We start from the raw sequence: 17,083 nt of genomic DNA, 5'->3' as shown, positions 1-17,083 counted from the left end.
TCCGTGCGGGTCGTACGGGCCCGGTCAGACCGGGCTGCCGGCGTCTTCGACGGCTGTCAGAGCCGCCAGGACGTCCTGGAGCGGGATCCGACCGCTGGCGACGAGCTGGGCGCCGGCGCGGCGCAGGGCTCCCACCATCGGAGCGGCCCAGAGGTTCTCGTAGACGAGGACGGCGGCCGAGCTGCCGGGTTCCAGGGCCTTGGCCGCCTCGCTGATGTCGTCATCGCCCAGCAGGCCCGAGGAGGCCCCTTCGAACACGGCGAGGTCGAGCTGCCCGTCGCCGGTCAGATCGGCGAGCTCCAGCGCGGTCAGCGAGCCGTCCGGCTCCTTCCTGACGAAGGTCAGGTCCAGGATCCGGATGATGCGCCGCTCGACCAGGTCCAGGAGCAGGGGCATGCCCTCGCCGGTCAGACGGGTACCGGGGAACTCCACGATCAGGTAGTCGATCGGACCGGTTTCGTTGAACTCCTCGTCAATGGTGTCGCTCATGGCAGCTCCTTGTGCTGTTCGGTGGAATCACCCGGGTACGCCGGGGGCGTACCGCGGGTGCGAGCAGGGACGCGGTCGTCGCCGGTTCGGGTGGCGGGCAGCCGGCGGGTGAAGGGGAAGCCGGCCAGGGTGATGCCGGCGGCGGCCAGAACGGCCACCTTCAGGCCGTTGAGCTGGGCCGTCCGGTACGCCGAGACCACCGCGTCCGCCTCCTCCGGCGGGACCGAGGTCTTGGCGAGGGCGGTGGCGACCTGGTCGGCCGGCACGAAGTTGATCCCCGACTCGATCCTGATGCCGGTCTGTTGGTGGACCGCCTCCGAGATCGCCGGGTCCTTGGCCAGCGCTGCCGTGAAGGCGGCCGCCAGGGCGCCGATCACGATGGCGCCGATCAGCGCGGTGCCCAGGGACGAGCCGAGGTTCTGGGCGGTGTACTGCAGCCCCCCGACCTCGCTTCGGTCGGACTCACCGACACTCGACTGGACGATGTTGCCCAGCTGGGAGGCGAGCAGACCCATGCCGAGGCCGAGCAACGCCATCGCCAGGGCGAAGGACAAGTCGTCGAGTTCGGGCCTGATGGTGCCCAGCAGCCACAGGGTCGCGGCGAAGAGCACCAGCAGGCCGACCCGGACCACCGTCCGCGGGGACGCGAACCTGCCCAGCGCGGGGCCGCTCATCGCCGCCACGAGCATCGTGACCGACACGGGCAGCAGTCTCAGCCCGGTCTGGAAGGCATCCAGTCCGTGCACGACCTGGAGGTAGAGCGGGATCGCGAAGAACAGGCCCAGCAGGATCACGTTCTGACTGAAGAGCATGAGCAGACCGGAGCGCAGGCTCGGGATGCCGAACAGGCTGAACCGCACCAGCGGATTCGCCCGGTGTTCCTCCCAGAGGCGGAAGAGGTGGAGGAGGACGAGGCCGAGAGCGATGACGAAGAGCGTCGGGGAGAAGCCGAACACGGTGAAAGGGGGGTTGCGCGGCTGGAGCCACCCCCACGAACTGCTCTGCAGGACGGCCAGCACCACGAGGGCGAGGCCGGCGACCGACAGCACCACCCCGCCCAGGTCGAGCCGGGGCCGGCTCCCGGGCGCGGGCTGTGGCGCGATCCAGCGGATCAGCAGGAGGATGACCACCACGAGCACGGCCTCACCGGCGAACACCAGACGCCAGGTCAGGTACGTGGTCACCCATCCCCCGAGCAGCGGGCCCACGGCGATCCCGGCACCGGCGAGGCCGCCGATGACCCCGTAGGCGATCGCGCGGTCCCGGCCCCGGTAGGTGCCCGCCACCAGGGCGGCGAGAGCGGGGAGGACCAGTGCGGCCCCGAAGCCCTCGATGACCGACCAGCCGAGCGCCAGCACCCAGAGCGTGGGCGCGACGGCGGTGAGGGCCGATCCCACTCCGTAGACCACGAGACCGCCGGCGAACACCCGGCGGCGCCCGAACATGTCGCCGAGTTTGCCGCCCGTGATCATGAAGGCGGCCATGACCAGCGTGTAGAGGGTGATGACCGCCTGGATCGCCGTCACCTCCGTGTCGAAGTCGGTGACCAGCTGGCTGATCGACACGTTCATCACCGAGGCGTCCAGCACCATGAGGAACTGCGCCATCCCGAGGATGATCAGCGCCCTCCACCGGTTCACGACACCTCCCGAAGGGTTCACACGCCCGCGCGTGCGTCGATCCGGCCGTCGTCGACCGCGGCGGTGAGCGCGGCGTGGTCGGCGCTGGTCCGTTCGGCGTACGCGAGGGCGAAGTCGGCGACAGCGTCGGCGGTCATCGGTTCCACCCGGTCAGTGTCGCCGCGCGCGGACCGCGGCCGCTGCCCCAGGCGGCCAATCGGGTGCGGGCCCGGGACGCCGGTCGCGTGCTTCGGGTGCCGGGGGCGTCACGCCCGCACCTGCGGGTGCGTCGGGTGCGCGGCGATCCTGACGCTCTCCAGGACGCGTGCGATGCCGTGGGCCGTCGCGGCCGTCATGACGAACAGGGCGCTGATGAGGATCCATCCGTCCCTCTCGTCGACGCCGTGGCCGGCGGCTGGTGCGGGGCGGACCGACGCGGGCGCAGGTTGCGGAGCGGGTTGCACCATCTCCTTGGCGATCCCGACGACCCCTGACAGCGCGTGCTTGAGCGCGCCGGCGACGATCATCGACGAACCGATCAGGATCCAGTCGACTCGTCCGAGTTCGGCCGGTCCGAGTGCGACGGTGGGACGCGATGCCTGGTGGCGGATGCCGGGCATTGGTCTCGCCTCCTTGCTGGACGCGGTGGGACGATCCCTCCCTTACGACGTTCGCAGGGCGCGGCCGGAGCGCCATGGGCCGTCCGGCCCACGAGCCGGGGGCCGGTCGTCCGCAGGACTGAGCGTCACGACGCCGCTGCCGTGCGCGGTCGGAGCGTCGAACGAGGCCGTACGGACCAGGGCTGCGGGTCCATGCGGCCCACGACCGGCCGGACGACCCGGTCCTACGGTGGTTCCAGGGCTCCCTCACCGAGGTCCCTCCGTCAGCTGAGCTTCCGAGGCGGTCGCAATGGAAGACGACGACCTACTGCGCACCAGGACCGGGGCGTGTCAGGGCACCGTGTCGGTGGCGTTGGAGGGCGAGCTCGACATCGCCACCGCGCCGCTCGTGATCGACGCCGTCGTCCGGGCTCTCGCGGCCGGCCCGCAACGGCTGGACCTCGACGTCACGGCCCTCACCTTCTGCGACGCCGCCGGTGTGCACACCCTTCTCCAGGTCCGCCGGATGTGCCGCGTCCACCACACCGGGTTCCGGTTGAGCGGCGTCCGGCCGGGGTTCGGGCGGATCCTCGCTCTCCTCCGCCTCACCGACCTCCTGCAGCCCCCACCCGAGCCGGCCGGGGTCCGGGAGGGCGTCGGCCCGACGGATCCCCTCCACGCAGCTTCTCGTCCCTCCCACCTCCCGTTCCCGGCGAGGCGGCCGCTACCGAAGGAGTCCATGTCATGACCGACAGCGCCACCGAGGCGGACCGCACCGCCCGGGCACCCGAACACCGCCCCTTCGCGACCGGGTGGACCGTCTTCGCCGCGATCATGCTGATCGCCGGAGGCACCATGGCGATCTTCGAGGGGATCGCCGGCATCGCCAAGGACAACCTGATAGTCGTCACCCGGCACTACGTGTACTCGATGAACACCACGGGATGGGGATGGATCCACCTGATCCTCGGGATCGTCATCGTGCTGGCGGGCGTGGCGCTGTTCAGCGGCGCCGTCTGGGCCCGGGTCGTCGGCGTCGTCGTCGCCGGGCTCGGAATGATCGCCAACTTCCTGTGGCTGCCCTACTACCCCTACTGGGCGGTCGTCCTGATCGCGATCGACGCCTTCGTCATCTGGGCGCTGTGCGCCGGAACGACCAGGAAGGATCTGACGAGCTCCTGGGAGGAGCGTCCCAAGTCCTGACCGCGACTCCGGGCCCGGCCCCCGGCGATCCCGCCAGGGGCCGGGCCCGCGTCTCGCGGACCTCATTCGTCCACCGGGGCCGGCTCCGGAGTCGCCAGCAGCCGGGCCAGTCGGCCCTGGCACGCCACCACGTACCCGATGCCGATTCCGAGCGTGATGGCCGTGAACACCACGATGAGCCAGCTGAGCAGGGTGAAGACCAGACCGAGGGGGCCGAACTGCGTCACGCTGCGGTCCAGCGAGCGGGGGATGTAGAGCCGCGACGCCCAGGTGAGCGCCGTCAGCGCGGCACTGGTCAGGGCGGCCCCGGGCAGCAGCGGGAGCCAGGGGACACGGCCGCCGAGCAGCAGGTGCTGTGTCCACCACCAGAGCAGAGCGGCCGTGAGCAGGTACAGGAGGATCCCGAGGCCGACGCCCACGCCGAAACCGGACCGCACCTGCCCCTGGACGGTCAGGGCGGTGAGCCACATCAACAGCCAGGCGAGCCACCGCCAGGCCGCGAGGCGTCCCGAGAGATGGGGCAGGTGCCAGCTCCGCTCGCACAGGCGCTGGAGGACGCGGCTGCAACTCGTGGCCGAGAGCAGGGTCACCAGGACTCCGACGGTGCCGAAGGCGTCGGTGGTCTGTGAGCTGCTGGCGTGGAGCACCTGTCTGACCTCGTCGAGTGAGGCGCCGCGCAGCCCAAGGACGGTGCGCAGGGACTCGGAGACGCTGTCGCGCACCTCGTGGGGCATGAAGGCGGCCAGCACGAACAGCACCGGGACGGCGGTCAGGAAGGTCTGCGCCGCGAGGCGGGTGGCGGTGTCCAGAACGTGGATGTGGATCAGCTGTGCCACCAGCCGGCGCGGGAACGGGGCGTCGCGCAGCGTGGCCGTCCGCCCCCGCAGCCAGGTGGATCCGGAGCGGATCCACCTGGCGCGGCGAGGCTGACCACCTTGCTCCGCCACTCCGCTCTCCCTCCGATCGACGCTGGCACTCCGGCCGCCGCTGCGGTTCGTCGCCGGCGCGAGGACCCCGGATTCCGTCCAAGACTGGGCGACGGGAGGGTGCGGGGCATCTCCGGCGGACTGCCGTTCAGCGCAACGGCCCACACGCCCGTCCGCCACAGGCGTGCCGCTCCTTGCCCGGACGGCCCACCTCGGGCGCCCCTGCCGCCGTCCGGCCGTGCGGACTCGCCGCCCTGGGCCGACCCGGCCCCCGGCGGGGACCGTACGGCCCTGTCAGGCGGCTTCCGGCGGGCGGACAGTGGAGGCGGGACCATCCGAGGAGGAGAGGACGATGCAGCACCGCAGCGTCAGCGACGTGATGACCCGTGAGGTCGTCACCGCCCGGCCCGACACACCGTTCAAGGAGGTTGCCGCGCTGTTCCACCGCAACGACATCACCGCCATCCCGGTGATCGACGACCAGGGGCGGCCGATCGGCATGGTGTCCGAGGCCGACCTGCTCCGCAAGGAGGCAGTCCTGCCCGACCCCGAGGGTCGCTTCCCGGGGCGCTGGCTGGGCGCCGAGGACCGCGCCCGCGCCGAGGCGGAGACGGCCGGCGGGCTGATGACCAGTCCCGCCGTCACGGCCCGCCCGGGCTGGTCGGTGCCGGAGGCCGCCCGTGCGATGGACAAGCACAGGATCAAGCGGTTGCCCGTGGTGGACGAGGTCGGCCGTCTGGTCGGCATCGTCAGCCGCCGGGACCTGCTGGAGGTCTTCCTGCGGCACGACGCGGCCATCCGCGACGAGATCGACCACGACGTGCTCGGCCAGACCCTCTGGCTCGCCCCCGGCGACGTCCGGGTCGGCGTCAGCGAGGGCGTCGTCACGCTGAACGGGCGGCTGCCACGCCGCAGCCTGATCCCGATCGCCGAGCAGCTCTGCCGCGCCGTGGACGGCGTGGTCGCGGTGCACGCCGCCCTCGACTGGACCGAGGACGACACCGAGCCGCAACTGGAACACCCCCGCGCCTACCGCGCCGCGTCCTAGGAGGCCGCCGTGACCAGCACACCCAGCACCGTCGCGGATGTGATGACCCACGCGGTGGTCGCCGTCGGCCGCGACGCGGACTTCCGGGAGGTCGCCGAGACCCTGCAGCGCTGGCGGGTGAGCGCAGTGCCCGTTCTGACCGGCGACGGACGGGTGGTCGGGGTGGTCTCCGAGGCCGATCTGCTCACCGCCCGTGACGGTGACGGCGAGCGCGCCGACGCCCTGACGGCCGGGCGGATGATGTCCGTCCCGGCGGTCACCGTGCACCCCGACAGCCCGCTCAACGAGGCCGCCCGGGCGATGGCCCGGGGCCACTTCAAGCGGCTCCCGGTCGTGGACGAGGAGGACTACCTGGTCGGCATCGTCAGCCGGGGCGACCTGCTGAAGGTCTACCTCGGCGACGACCGCGAACTCGCCGACCGGGTCCGCTTCGAGCTCGTCGCCACCCTCGGCCCGAGCGCCGCCGTGGACACCGACGTCCGCTCCGAGAACGGCCGGATCACCCTGACCGGCGGCCTGCCGGACACGGTCTCCGCCGGCATCCTGGAGCGCCTGGTGCGTTCCGTGCCCGGCGTGGTCGGCGTCGAACTCCGGCTCGCCGCCGCAGCCTGACGGGGCCCGAACCGTGCTGGTGCTCGCCGCTGTCGACGGCTCCCCGGCGAGCCTGGCCGCCGCCCGCTGGGCCGCCGACGAAGCGGTCCGGCGCGGCGCCCCGCTCCGGTTGGCGTACGCCTGGCCCCGGCCGCAGCACGCCGCGCCGGGACTGCCCGGCGTGAGCGAGGCGCGCGGCCGGGCGCTCGGTATGCTCGCCGACGCCGCCGAGCGGGTGCGGAGGAACAGCCCCGGCCTGGAAGTCGACACCGCCCTGCTGGACCGGCATGCGCCCTGCGGGATCACGGCCGCGGCGGACTCGGCCGAACTGCTGGTGCTCGGCTCCTCCGCGCCGCACGGCCCACTCGGCTCGGTCGGGCTCGCCGTCGCGGCCCGCGCGGTCTGTCCCGTCGTCCTGGTCCCCGCCCCACCGGATCCGACCGGCCCGCCCCGGGAGGTGGTCGTGGGCATCGATGCCCGCGACCCCGCCGGAGCGGCGCTCGTCTTCGCCCGGCGTTCCGCTGCGGTCCGCGGCGTTCCGCTGCGGGTCGTCCATGCCTGGATGCCGGACCGGCAGCTCCTCTCCGCCGCCGAATCGGCAGCCTCCGCGGCGGCGGGCGAAAGCGCGCTCGCCGAGCTGCTGGCCCGCGCCCCGGAGCCCCCCGCCGTCGTCGACGTCCGGCGCGCCCGCGCCGCCGACGCCCTGGCGGACGCCGCCCGCTCCGCCGACCTGCTCGTCCTCGGCCGCACCGGGCACCGCCTCGGCCCGGTCACCCGGGCGGTGATCCACCGGTCCGGGTGCCCGGTCGCCGTCGTCCCGCGCGGCTGACCCGGTGCGCCCGGCGGCGCGAACGCGCAGAATCGGTGGTGTCACCGCCGGCGCATCCCAGGGAGCAGGCCATGGACACGTCCCAGCCCGTACGGGTGTTCCTGCTGGACGACCACGAGGTGGTGCGCCGCGGCGTCCGCGACCTCCTGGAGGCCGAGGAGGACATCGAGGTCATCGGTGAGGCCGCCAGCTGTGCCCAGGCCCTCGCCCGGGTGCCCGCGCTGCGCCCGGACGTCGCCGTGCTGGACGTACGGCTCCCGGACGGCGACGGCGTGAGCGTCTGCCGGGACCTGCGGGACAGGATGCCCGAACTGGTCTGCCTGATGCTGACCTCGTACGACGACGACGACGCCCTGCTCGACGCGATCATGGCCGGCGCGGCCGGCTACGTCCTGAAGCAGGTCAAGGGCACCGAACTGGTCGGCGCCGTCCGCACGGTGGCCTCCGGCCAGTCCATGCTCGACCCGGCCACCACCCGCAAGCTGATGGAGAGCCTGCGCCACCACGAGGAGAGCGAGACGGACGCCGCGCTCGCCGGGCTCACCCCGCGTGAGCGCGAGATCCTCGCGCTGGTGGGGGAGGGCAAGACCAACCGGCAGATCGGCCGGGAGCTGTTCCTCGCCGAGAAGACCGTGAAGAACCACGTCTCCCGGCTGCTCGCCAAGCTGGGCGTGGAGCGCCGCCTCCAGGCGGCCGTACTCGCCGCCCACGCCGACGAGCCCGCCGAGCCGCACCACCCGCGCCGGGTTTGAGTCGACAGGGCCCGGAGACAGAGCCGAACGGCCCAAGCGCCCCGCCGGAGCCCGGTCGCACGGTGGAAGTGGTTCACCGGCATGACCGAGGAGACGGCGATGAGGTACTGGAACGATCACGGTGCGAACGGCTGGGGCACCGACCTGACGACCGTGGGCACGCCGCTCCCGCGGGACACCTCGCGCCGGTGCGCCGAGCCGTCCGTCTCCGGCTGACACCGATCCGGGAGGCCGCCATGCCCGCCCTCGCCCTCGACGCCGCCGGCCTGGAGAAGCTCGTCTCCGCCGCGGTCGCCGCACCCTCGATCCACAACAGCCAGCCCTGGCGCTTCCACCTCCAGCCGGACACTTCCACCCTGGACGTCCGGGCCGACCGCAGCCGCGCCGTCCCGGCCGCCGACCCCGAGGGCCGGGCGCTGCACATCTCCGTCGGCGCGGCCGTCCTCAACCTGCGGGTCGCCGCCCGCCACCTCGGCTGGGCGCCCGAAGTGCGGCTGCTGCCCGACCCGGCCGAACCGGACCTCTTCGCGGCCGTCCGACTGGACGGCGCGGCCACCGCGCCCGTCCCAGGCGCCGAGCGGCTGTACGAGGCGATCTGGCGCCGGCACTCCATCCGCACACCGTTCACCGACGAGCCGGTCCCCCCGGCCGTCCTCGACGAACTGGTCGCGGCCGCCCGCGCCGAGGACACCACTCTCCAGCTGCCCGACCACGCGGAGGCCGCCCGGCTGCTCCACCTCACCGCCGAGGCCGAGCGCCGCAACACCACCGACGAGGCCCAGCGCGCCGAGAGCCGCAGCTGGATCCGCACCGGGGACTCCCCGCCCTACGGCATCCCGGTCACCGCGCTCGGCCCCCAGGACCAGGCCGGCCACCTGCCCATGCGGGACTTCTCCGCCCTGCGCGCCGCCGAGCACCAGGCCCCCGCGTCGTTCGAGCACGAGCCGCGCATCGCGGTCCTGACCACCGAGCGCGACACCCCCGCGGACTGGCTGCGCTCCGGCCTCGCCCTGCAGCACGTCCTGCTCGTCGCCACCGTCCACGGCGTCCGCGCCTCCCTGCTGCACCAGGCCATGGAGTGGCCCTACCTGCGCTGGGAGGCCCGCGACCCGCACCGGGGCCCCGGCTACGTCCAGATCCTGATCCGCCTCGGCTACGGTCCCGAGGGCGCCCCGACACCGCGCCTCAAGGCCGGGGACGTGCTGGACGAGGAGGACTAGGGTCTGTCCCGGGCGGCCTCAGGACTCCGGTAGGGGCACCCGCCAGACCAGCTCGGTACCGCCCCCGGGGCGGGTGCGGGCGGTGAAGGTGCCGCCCAGGGCGGCGGCCCGGTCGGCGAGGTTGGTGAGCCCGCTGCGGCGGCCGCCCTCGGGGAGTCCGACGCCGTCGTCGGTGACCGTGACGGTCAGGTCCTCCCCGGCGGAGACCGCGGCATCGACGGCGTGGGCCCGGGCGTGGCGGGCGGCGTTGGCGAGGGCCTCCTCCAGGACCGCGACGGCCGCGTCCGCGATCTCGGCGGGTACGGTGGCGTCCAGCAGGCCGGTCATCCGCAGCGCGGGGGTGAAGCCGATGGAGCGCGAGGCCCGGTCGACGACGTCGACGAGGCGGGCGCGCAGACCGTTCGCCGCCGGGCCGGACTCGCGCAGCCGCAGGCCGAAGATGGTGGCGCGGATGGTGCGCGCGGTTTCGTCCAGGTCGTCGATCGCCCGCAGGACGCGGTCGGTCGCCTCGGGGTGCTCGATGAAGCGGGTGGCGCCCTGGAGGGTCATCCCGGTGGCGAACAGCCGCTGGATGGCCAGGTCGTGCAGGTCACGGGCGATCCGGTCGCGTTCCTTCAGCAGCGCCACCTGTTCGGAGTCCCGGCGGCGCTCCGCGAGCTCCATCGCCACCGCCGCCTGTCCGGCGAAGCCCATCAGCGGCCCGGACTCGCCCTCCTCGAACAGCGGCGCGCCGGCCGCCCTGACCAGCAGCAGCACGCCGCGGACGCCGCGCTCGGCGGTGCCGACGGGCACTGCGACCGCCGGGCCCAGGCCCTGCCAGCGCGGTGGTCCGGCCGTGATCCGCGGGTCCTTCTGGACGTCCGGACTCACCACCAGGCCTCCGGTGCGGAAGGCCGCGCCCATGAACGAGCCCTCGACCGACAGCACCAGACCGCGGTGCTGGTCCGCCCCGAGCCCGACGGCGATCCGCATCTCCAGTTCCCGGGTGTCCGGCAGCGGCACGGCGACGACGGCGAGGTCCGCGCCGGCGATCTCGGTGGCCCGGGAGAGCAGCAGGTCCAGCACCTCCTGCTCGGCGCTGCCCGACAGCAGGGTGCTGGTGACCTCGGCGCTGGCCTCCAGCCAGCGCTGCCGCTGCCGGGCCCGGTCGTAGAGCCGGGCGTTGTCGATCGCCACCCCGGCGGCGACGGCGAGCGTGGCGAGCACCGACTCGTCCTCCTCGTCGAAGTCGCCGCCGCCGCGCTTCTCGGTCAGGTAGAGGTTGCCGAACACCTTGTCCCGGATCCGGATCGGCACCCCCAGGAAGCTGTTCATCGGAGGGTGGTTCGCCGGGAACCCGTAGGAGGCCGGGTGGTCCGAGATCCGGGTGAGGCGCAGCGGCTCGGGGTGGCGGATCAGCTCGCCCAGGATGCCGTGGCCGGAGGGCAGGTCGCCGATCAGCTTGACCCGTTCGTCCTCGATGCCGACGGGGATGAACTGGGACAGCCGTTGGCCCTCGCCGATCACTCCCAGGGCGCCGTACTCGGCGTCCACCAGGGTGACCGCCGCCTCCACGATGTGATGGAGGGCCTGGGACAGCTCCAGGTCGCGCCCGACCGCCAGCACCGCCTCCAGCAGGCTGTGGACGCGGTCGCGCGTGCCCCGGGCGGCGTCCAGCCGGGCCTGGAGCTCCTCCAGGAGCTCGTCCAGGCGCAGCTTCGGCACGGTGGCCGAACTCTCCGGTTCGCTGGCCAAGGAAACCCTCCACGGCTTGCCCGCTGCCACTGACCAGCGTAGGCCCGCGAGCCGTGCTCCGCCGGGCGCCGGAGGGGACCATCGGCCCATCGGCCGGGCCCCACCGGGCCCCTGCCGTCGGCGCGCCGGCGGCGGACGCTGGAAGGGTGAGCGGAACCGGCCCGGCTCCGCCGCCCGAGAGGAGTGATCAGGGCATGAAGGCGCTCACCTACCACGGACCCGGCCGCCGCACCTGGGGTGACGTCCCCGACCCGGTCGTACGTGACCCGGAGGACGCCGTCGTCCGGGTCGACGCGGTCACCATCTGCGGCACCGACCTGCACATCCTCAAGGGCGACGTCCCGGAGGTGGAACAGGGCCGGATCCTGGGCCACGAGGCGGTCGGCACGGTCACCGAGGCCGGCTCGGGCGTGCGCACCGTCACGGCCGGGGACCGCGTCCTGGTCTCCTGCATCTCCGCCTGCGGCCGCTGCACCTACTGCCGTGGTTCGAGCTACGGGCAGTGCACCGGCGGTGGCGGCTGGATCCTCGGCCACCTGATCGACGGCTGCCAGGCCGAGCACGTCCGCACCCCCTTCGCGGACACGTCCCTGTACAGGCTGCCCGACGGCGTCGGCGACGAGGACGCCCTGCTGCTGGCCGACATCCTGCCCACCTCGTACGAGGTCGGCGTGCGTAACGGCGCGGTCGGCCCGGGCGACACCGTCGCGATCGTCGGCGCCGGGCCGATCGGGCTCGCCGCGGTCCTCACCGCCCGTCTGTACAGCCCGTCCCGGATCGTCGCCGTCGACTTGGCCCGGGCCCGTCTCGACGCCGCCAAGCGCTTCGGCGCCGACATCACGCTGACCGTGGCCGAGGCCACCCCGGAGGCCGTCCGCGAGCTGACCCGGGACGGGCTCGGCGTGGACGTCGCGATCGAGGCGGTCGGTGTGCCCGAGTCCTTCGAGCTGTGCACCCGTCTGGTCCGCCCGGGCGGCCGGGTCGCCAACGTGGGCGTGCACGGCAAGCCGGCGGTGCTCCATCTGGAGGACCTCTGGATCCGCGACGTCACCATCACCACCGGGCTGGTCGACACCGACAGCACCCCGCTGCTGCTCGACCTGCTGGCCGCCGGCCGACTGGAGGTCGGCGGGCTGGTCACCCACCGCTTCGGGCTCGACGAGATGCAGGACGCGTACGACGTCTTCGCCGACGCGGCCGACACCGGAGCCCTCAAGGTCGCGCTGTTCCGGACGTGACCTCCCGTGCGTGCAGGAGCCGCAACCATGACCGAACACACCGAACCCGAAGCCATCGCCCGCCGGATCGCCCAGCGCTGCGACCAACTCGGCCTGAGCGAAGGGATGCTGGCGTACCAGACCCACATGTCGCCGGCCTACCTGCGGCAACTCCTGCGCACCGGACCGGAGTTCGACGAGGAAGCCTTCCTCCGGATCGCCACCGCGCTCGGCACGCCCTGGCCGGAACTGCTCACCGGCCACCGCCCCGACGCCCCGCCCGGACAGGCCGACGTCGGCCCGCGACCGCTGCTGCTCCACCTGACGGGGCCGCAGTGCTGGGAACTGCTCGGCACCCACGGCGTCGGCCGGATCGGTTTGCCCGGGCGAGCGGCACCGGTCGTGCTCCCGGTGAACTACGCGGTCGACGCCCGGACCGTCGTCTACCGGACTTCCCCCCGGGGCGCCGCCGCGCCCGCCGAGGGCTCGCCCGCCTCCTTCCAGGTCGACCACATCGACGACCACCGCAGCCGGGGCTGGAGCGTCCTCATCCTCGGAGAGGCCCACCGCATCGACGACCCGGAGGAGGAGCGGCGGCTCTCCGCTCTGCCGGGCGCCACGCCGTGGGCGGGCGGCGCCCGTCCGCTGTGGGTCCGCATCAGTGCGAGCGAGATCGCCGGCCGCCGGATCGGCACGGGGTGACGACGCCTCCTGCCGACCCGGATGCGGGGGGCCGCCGAACAGGCCCTACGGGGGCAGCAGCACCGCGACCCCGGTCACCCGGTCCGCGGCGAGGTCGGCGAGCGCGGTGTCCGCCTGCCGCAGTGGGTAGCGGTTGACGCGCACCACCGGGCGGGTCCGCGCGGCTTCCGCCAGGAAGGCGTGGCCGTCGTCCCGGGTGTTGGCGGTGACGCTGCGCAGGGTGCGTTCCTGGAAGAGGTGGCGCCGGTAGTCGAGCGGGGGGATGTCGCTGAGGTGGATGCCGGCGACGACGAGGGTGGCGCCGCGGTCCAGCGCGGTCAGGGCGACCGGTACCAGTTCGCCTGCCGGGGCGAAGAGGATGGCGGCGTCCAGCGGCTCCGGGGCGGGGTCGTACGAGTCGCCGGCGAAGGCGGCGCCGAGCTCCAGGGCCAGCCGGCGAGCCGCCGCGCCCCGGGTGAACACGGCCACCCGGGAGCCGCGGGCGAGGGCGATCTGGGCGGTGAGGTGGGCGGAGGCGCCGAAGCCGTAGACGCCCAGGAGGCCGCCGGGCGGCAGGTCGGCCCGTTCCAGGGCGCGGTAGCCGATGATGCCCGCGCACAGGAGTGGGGCGAGTTCCTCGGCGGGCGGGCCCTCGGGCAGCCGGTAGGCGAAGCGGGCGTCGGCGGTCACATGGCCGGCGTAGCCGCCGTGCCGGTCCCAGCCGGTGTAGCGCGAGTGCGGGCAGAGGTTCTCCCGCCCGCTTCGGCAGTACGCACAGCTGCCGCAGGTCCGGGCCAGCCAGGCCACCCCGGCCCGGTCCCCGGTCGCGAAGTCCTCGACGGCGGAGCCCACCGCCCGCACCCGCCCGACCACCTCGTGCCCGGGCGTGCACCTGGGCGCCCTGGGGGAGAGGTCCCCCTCCGCCAGGTGCAGGTCGGTGCGGCACACCCCGCAGGCCTCCACCTCCACCAGGATCTCCCCGGGCCCCGGCTCGGGGACCGGCCGCCGCTCCCACTCCAACGGTCCCGGGCCCGCGCCACCCACCGGACCCGGCCGCGCCACCACCCACGCGCCGGTCTCGCCCGGTGCCGGTCGCATCGTGTCCATTGCCGACTCCCGCCGTCCGCGGACGCAAGACTGCCCCTACCAGCCTGCGCCCGGGACGGGCTCGGTGCGAGACCGAGCGCGGGGCCCGAGCGAGGTCGGGTCACACCCCCGAGACGTGGGCGAGTTGGCCGACCGCGGCCGTGACCGCCATGGCGAGGCCGCCGCCGATCACGACGCGCACGGTCGGGCGCAGCAGGGTGGTGCCGGCGGCGCGGGCGGCGAGGACGCCCGCCAGGGCGAGGCCGCAGAGGGTCACGGCCACGATCAGCCACAGCCGCGCGGTGGTGGATCCGGCGAGCAGGCCGAGGAAGGGCACGAGGCCGCCGCCGAGGAAGCTGGCGGCGGAGGCGAGCGCGGCCTGGAGGGGGTTGGCGGCGGTGTGTTCGCTGTGGCCGAGTTCGTCGCGCAGGTGGGCCTGGAGCGGGTCGGCCTCGTGCAGGGCCTCCGCGACCTGCCGGGCGAGGGCGCTCGGAACGCCGCGGCTCTCGTAGATGGCGGTGAGTTCGGCGAGTTCGGCCTCCGGTGCCTCGGTGAGCTCGCGGGCCTCCTTGGCCCGGTCGGCCGTCTCGACGTCGACCTGGGAGCTGACGGAGACGTACTCGCCGGCGGCCATCGCCATCGCGCCGGCGGAGAGGCCGGCCAGTCCGCCGGTGACGACGGTGGAGGTGCTCGCCCCGCTGGCGGCCAGGCCGACCATGAGGCTGGCGACCGAGACCAGGCCGTCGTTGGCGCCCAGGACGGCCGCGCGCAGCCAGCCGGCCCGGGAGGCGGCGTGGCTTTCCCGGTGGGGGGCGAGCCTGTCGAAGAAGGTCATGGGATCCGGTCCTCCGTCCAGTTCAAGATCAGTTTCATCCGGGGGCGGCCGGCTGTCGCTCCGACGCCGCCGTTGGGGGCAGGTCGTGGGTCACCTTCGTCGCGTGGTGACAACGTCGGGCTGAACCGGACAGTCCCTCTTGGCCGACGGCCGGATTGCCGAAGCGCTGATGGGACACCGGTCTGCCAGTACGGCGGGGTCAGGCGTGGGAGCATGATCGGATGACTGCGAGTTCCCACGAGCTGTACGAGCTGCACCGGGTGTCGACGCCGGTTCTGGAGATCGCCCACCACCGGACCGGCGAGCGCCGCCGGAAGGCCGGTGCTCCGGTGATCCTGCTTCACGGCTTTCCCTACGACGTCCGGGCCTACGACGAGGTGGCGCGGTTGCTCGCCGAGGCCGGCCGGGAGGTGCTGGTGCCGTACCTGCGCGGCTACGGGCCGACCCGGTTCCTGGACGAGGGGACGATGCGCAGCGGCCAGCAGGCCGCGCTCGCACAGGACCTGGCGGAGTTCATGGACGCGCTGGGGATCGAGCGGGCGGTGGTCGCCGGTTACGACTGGGGCGGGCGGGCGGCGTGTGCGGCGGCGGCGCTGTGGCCGGAGCGGATCCACGGCCTGGTCGCGGCGGGCGGCTACACCGTCCAGGACATCGCCCGCGCGATGGAGCCCGCCGTGCCGGCGGCGGAGCGCAACCTCTGGTACCAGTACTACTTCCATTCCGAGCGGGGCCGCCAGGGGCTGGAGCAGAATCGCGAGGAGCTGTGCGGGCTGCTCTGGCGGCTCTGGTCCCCGACCTGGCCGCAGGCCGGGGAGGCCTTCGCCGCCTCGGCTGCCAGCCTGCACAACCCGGACTTCGTGGACGTCGCGATCCACTCCTACCGCCACCGCTTCGGCCTGGTCGAAGGCGACCCGCGCTACCAGGAACTGGAGGAGGCGCTGGCCGGTCGGCCGTCCGTCGCGGCCCCGACGGTGGTGCTGGTCGGAGAGGAGAACGGCGTGATCCCCGCCGCGGACCAGACCGGCACCGAGCGGTTCACCGGCCCGTGCGAGGTGCGGACCCTGTCCGGCGTGGGGCACAACGTTCCGCAGGAGGCGCCGGAGGCCTTCGCCGAGGCGGTGCTGAGCCTGGGATGAGGCGCGGGGCCACCGCGTGCCGGCGGCCCCGCGCCTCGGTCAGTACGCCTAGCCGTGGGTGACGCACTTGTTGGCGCTGTTGGACCACAGGCCCTGGAGGTCGAAGGTGCCGGTGCTCAGGGTGACGTAGGCGTCCAGGTTCTCGCACTCGTCGCCGATCTCCCCGCCGCCGCCGTTCCAGCCGATGCTGGGCCAGAAGTCGGTGACGGTCTCGGCGTACTCGTGGGTCTCGGTGGACTCGATGCCGGAGAGCATCCGGCCGTCGGTGAAGGTGGTGCAGGCGCCCGCTCCCATGTCCGGGATGTACGGCAGGTTGGTGTAGGCCAGCGTGCCGTACGAGCTGCTGGTCTTGTCGTGCCAGGCGCAGAAGCCGGAGTTGGGGAAGCCGTCCGGGTGGGTGCCGGTGGGTGAGAGCACCACGTACTGGGCGTTGAGGTTGGGGGCCTGGGTGGTGTTGCCGAAGTGGGCGGCGGCCTTGCCGGCCTCGGCGCCGAGCTGGGTGGCGGTCGCGCTGCCGGGCGCGGCGGCGGAGTTGTCGAACCAGACGCCGGCCAGCGGGGAGGTGGCCGGGTGCTGGACGTGGACGCCCTTGGTGCCGCAGGTGGTGGTGCCCTTGGCGACGCCCTCGCAGTACTGGTCGAGGATGGTGCCCCAGGTGTCCTGACTGCCGTAGAGGCCCTTGAACATGTTCTGCATGTCGGCCGCCACCCCGGCCGGGTCGGAGGACCACTGGCTGCCCCAGAAGACCAGGTACACCTTCGGGGTGGGGGACACCACGCCCTGGGTCCCGGCGGAGCGGACCGAGAGGGTGTTGTTGGTGGTCGCGGCCGTGTGCCGGGCTGTGCCGGGGTGGAGCGGCTTGGCCCCGAAGTGGGCCGCCGCCGGGGCGGGTTGCGCCTCGGCTCCGGTGGCCAGCGCGGTGGTGCCGAGGGCGGCCAGGGCCAGCGCGGTGAGGGTGTGCGCGGCGGCCTTGAGCGGTGTGCGCATGCGTCTGCTCCCGAGTGTGAGGGTGTGGGAGGTTTGTCCGTGCTCGTCGAGCCCGGACACCTCATCAACTCGGGTGCGGTGCCGTCCAGATGGAGGACGCGACCGCGCGAAGCCTTTGCCGTGCTCATACC

18 protein-coding genes are annotated in these 17,083 nt (G+C 73.7%); 10 read left to right on the top strand and 8 right to left on the bottom strand.

Annotation, left to right across the window (positions count from 1 at the left end; genetic code table 11):
• Positions 1-24: 24 nt before the first annotated feature.
• From ACH4J0_RS02270 to ACH4J0_RS02260, 3 genes are all read right to left on the bottom strand, one after another.
• Positions 25-489, bottom strand: a complete 465-nt coding sequence (locus ACH4J0_RS02270) for a DUF6325 family protein (RefSeq protein WP_396235784.1) — start codon at positions 487-489, stop codon at positions 25-27.
• On the bottom strand, positions 486-2,129 hold the full coding sequence (locus ACH4J0_RS02265) for an MFS transporter (protein WP_396235783.1): 1,644 nt from the start codon (positions 2,127-2,129) through the stop codon (positions 486-488). The genes ACH4J0_RS02270 and ACH4J0_RS02265 overlap by 4 nt, the downstream gene beginning before the upstream one ends.
• A gap of 245 nt (positions 2,130-2,374) precedes the next feature.
• A complete protein-coding gene (locus tag ACH4J0_RS02260) occupies positions 2,375-2,728 on the bottom strand; it encodes a hypothetical protein (protein WP_396235782.1) in 354 nt (117 codons plus the stop codon).
• Positions 2,729-3,017: 289 nt separating this feature from the next.
• Here ACH4J0_RS02260 and ACH4J0_RS02255 point away from each other — a divergent pair, with 289 nt between their 5' ends.
• A complete protein-coding gene (locus tag ACH4J0_RS02255) occupies positions 3,018-3,455 on the top strand; it encodes an STAS domain-containing protein (RefSeq protein ID WP_396235781.1) in 438 nt (145 codons plus the stop codon).
• On the top strand, positions 3,452-3,910 hold the full coding sequence (locus ACH4J0_RS02250) for a hypothetical protein (protein WP_396235780.1): 459 nt from the start codon (positions 3,452-3,454) through the stop codon (positions 3,908-3,910). Before ACH4J0_RS02255 ends, ACH4J0_RS02250 begins: the two co-directional genes overlap by 4 nt.
• A gap of 62 nt (positions 3,911-3,972) precedes the next feature.
• Here the strand turns inward: ACH4J0_RS02250 and ACH4J0_RS02245 are convergent, their stop codons facing one another.
• Positions 3,973-4,857 carry a YhjD/YihY/BrkB family envelope integrity protein gene (locus ACH4J0_RS02245; RefSeq protein ID WP_396235779.1) on the bottom strand — a complete coding sequence of 295 codons (885 nt, stop codon included), beginning with the start codon at positions 4,855-4,857 and terminating at the stop codon, positions 3,973-3,975.
• A gap of 331 nt (positions 4,858-5,188) precedes the next feature.
• Here ACH4J0_RS02245 and ACH4J0_RS02240 point away from each other — a divergent pair, with 331 nt between their 5' ends.
• The 5 genes from ACH4J0_RS02240 to ACH4J0_RS02220 all read left to right on the top strand — a co-directional run bounded on the left by ACH4J0_RS02240 (position 5,189) and on the right by ACH4J0_RS02220 (position 9,276).
• The gene (locus ACH4J0_RS02240) at positions 5,189-5,884 is read left to right on the top strand and encodes a CBS domain-containing protein (RefSeq protein ID WP_396235778.1); all 696 of its coding nucleotides are present in this window, start codon (positions 5,189-5,191) and stop codon (positions 5,882-5,884) included.
• A gap of 9 nt (positions 5,885-5,893) precedes the next feature.
• The gene (locus tag ACH4J0_RS02235; RefSeq protein ID WP_396235777.1) at positions 5,894-6,496 is read left to right on the top strand and encodes a CBS domain-containing protein; all 603 of its coding nucleotides are present in this window, start codon (positions 5,894-5,896) and stop codon (positions 6,494-6,496) included.
• 13 nt (positions 6,497-6,509) lie between these two features.
• On the top strand, positions 6,510-7,304 hold the full coding sequence (locus tag ACH4J0_RS02230) for a universal stress protein (protein WP_396235776.1): 795 nt from the start codon (positions 6,510-6,512) through the stop codon (positions 7,302-7,304).
• Positions 7,305-7,375: 71 nt separating this feature from the next.
• Positions 7,376-8,056, top strand: coding sequence for a response regulator (locus ACH4J0_RS02225; RefSeq protein WP_396235775.1), 681 nt, complete (start codon positions 7,376-7,378; stop codon positions 8,054-8,056).
• 236 nt (positions 8,057-8,292) lie between these two features.
• On the top strand, positions 8,293-9,276 hold the full coding sequence (locus ACH4J0_RS02220) for an Acg family FMN-binding oxidoreductase (RefSeq protein ID WP_396235774.1): 984 nt from the start codon (positions 8,293-8,295) through the stop codon (positions 9,274-9,276).
• 18 nt (positions 9,277-9,294) lie between these two features.
• Here ACH4J0_RS02220 and ACH4J0_RS02215 read toward each other — a convergent pair whose 3' ends face one another.
• Complete coding sequence (locus tag ACH4J0_RS02215) at positions 9,295-11,010, bottom strand: GAF domain-containing protein (RefSeq protein WP_396235773.1); 1,716 nt, start codon at positions 11,008-11,010, stop codon at positions 9,295-9,297.
• 194 nt (positions 11,011-11,204) lie between these two features.
• Between ACH4J0_RS02215 and ACH4J0_RS02210 the strand changes: the two genes are divergently transcribed.
• Together ACH4J0_RS02210 and ACH4J0_RS02205 are read left to right on the top strand one after the other, a co-directional pair.
• Entirely contained in the window at positions 11,205-12,248 is a 1,044-nt protein-coding gene (locus ACH4J0_RS02210; RefSeq protein WP_396235772.1) for a zinc-dependent alcohol dehydrogenase family protein, read from the top strand.
• Positions 12,249-12,275: 27 nt separating this feature from the next.
• Positions 12,276-12,929, top strand: coding sequence for a helix-turn-helix domain-containing protein (locus ACH4J0_RS02205; protein WP_396235771.1), 654 nt, complete (start codon positions 12,276-12,278; stop codon positions 12,927-12,929).
• A gap of 45 nt (positions 12,930-12,974) precedes the next feature.
• Here ACH4J0_RS02205 and ACH4J0_RS02200 read toward each other — a convergent pair whose 3' ends face one another.
• Both ACH4J0_RS02200 and ACH4J0_RS02195 read right to left on the bottom strand, forming a co-directional pair.
• The gene (locus ACH4J0_RS02200) at positions 12,975-14,015 is read right to left on the bottom strand and encodes a zinc-dependent alcohol dehydrogenase family protein (RefSeq protein ID WP_396235770.1); all 1,041 of its coding nucleotides are present in this window, start codon (positions 14,013-14,015) and stop codon (positions 12,975-12,977) included.
• 100 nt (positions 14,016-14,115) lie between these two features.
• Positions 14,116-14,829, bottom strand: a complete 714-nt coding sequence (locus tag ACH4J0_RS02195) for a VIT1/CCC1 transporter family protein (protein WP_396235769.1) — start codon at positions 14,827-14,829, stop codon at positions 14,116-14,118.
• A 221-nt stretch (positions 14,830-15,050) separates the two neighbouring features.
• On the opposite strand from ACH4J0_RS02195, the gene ACH4J0_RS02190 reads away from it, so the two are divergent.
• Positions 15,051-15,965 (top strand): alpha/beta fold hydrolase, encoded by a 915-nt coding sequence (locus ACH4J0_RS02190; RefSeq protein WP_396235768.1) that lies wholly within the window; start codon positions 15,051-15,053, stop codon positions 15,963-15,965.
• A gap of 48 nt (positions 15,966-16,013) precedes the next feature.
• Here the strand turns inward: ACH4J0_RS02190 and ACH4J0_RS02185 are convergent, their stop codons facing one another.
• Positions 16,014-16,952 carry a hypothetical protein gene (locus tag ACH4J0_RS02185; RefSeq protein WP_396235767.1) on the bottom strand — a complete coding sequence of 313 codons (939 nt, stop codon included), beginning with the start codon at positions 16,950-16,952 and terminating at the stop codon, positions 16,014-16,016.
• Positions 16,953-17,083: the final 131 nt, after the last annotated feature.

It is taken from the genome of Kitasatospora sp. NPDC017646, assembly GCF_044329365.1.
In the GTDB taxonomy this organism is placed as follows: Bacteria; Actinomycetota; Actinomycetes; order Streptomycetales; family Streptomycetaceae; genus Kitasatospora.
Note: the sequence above shows the minus strand (reverse complement) of the source record. Positions and strands in the feature narration are given on the sequence as shown.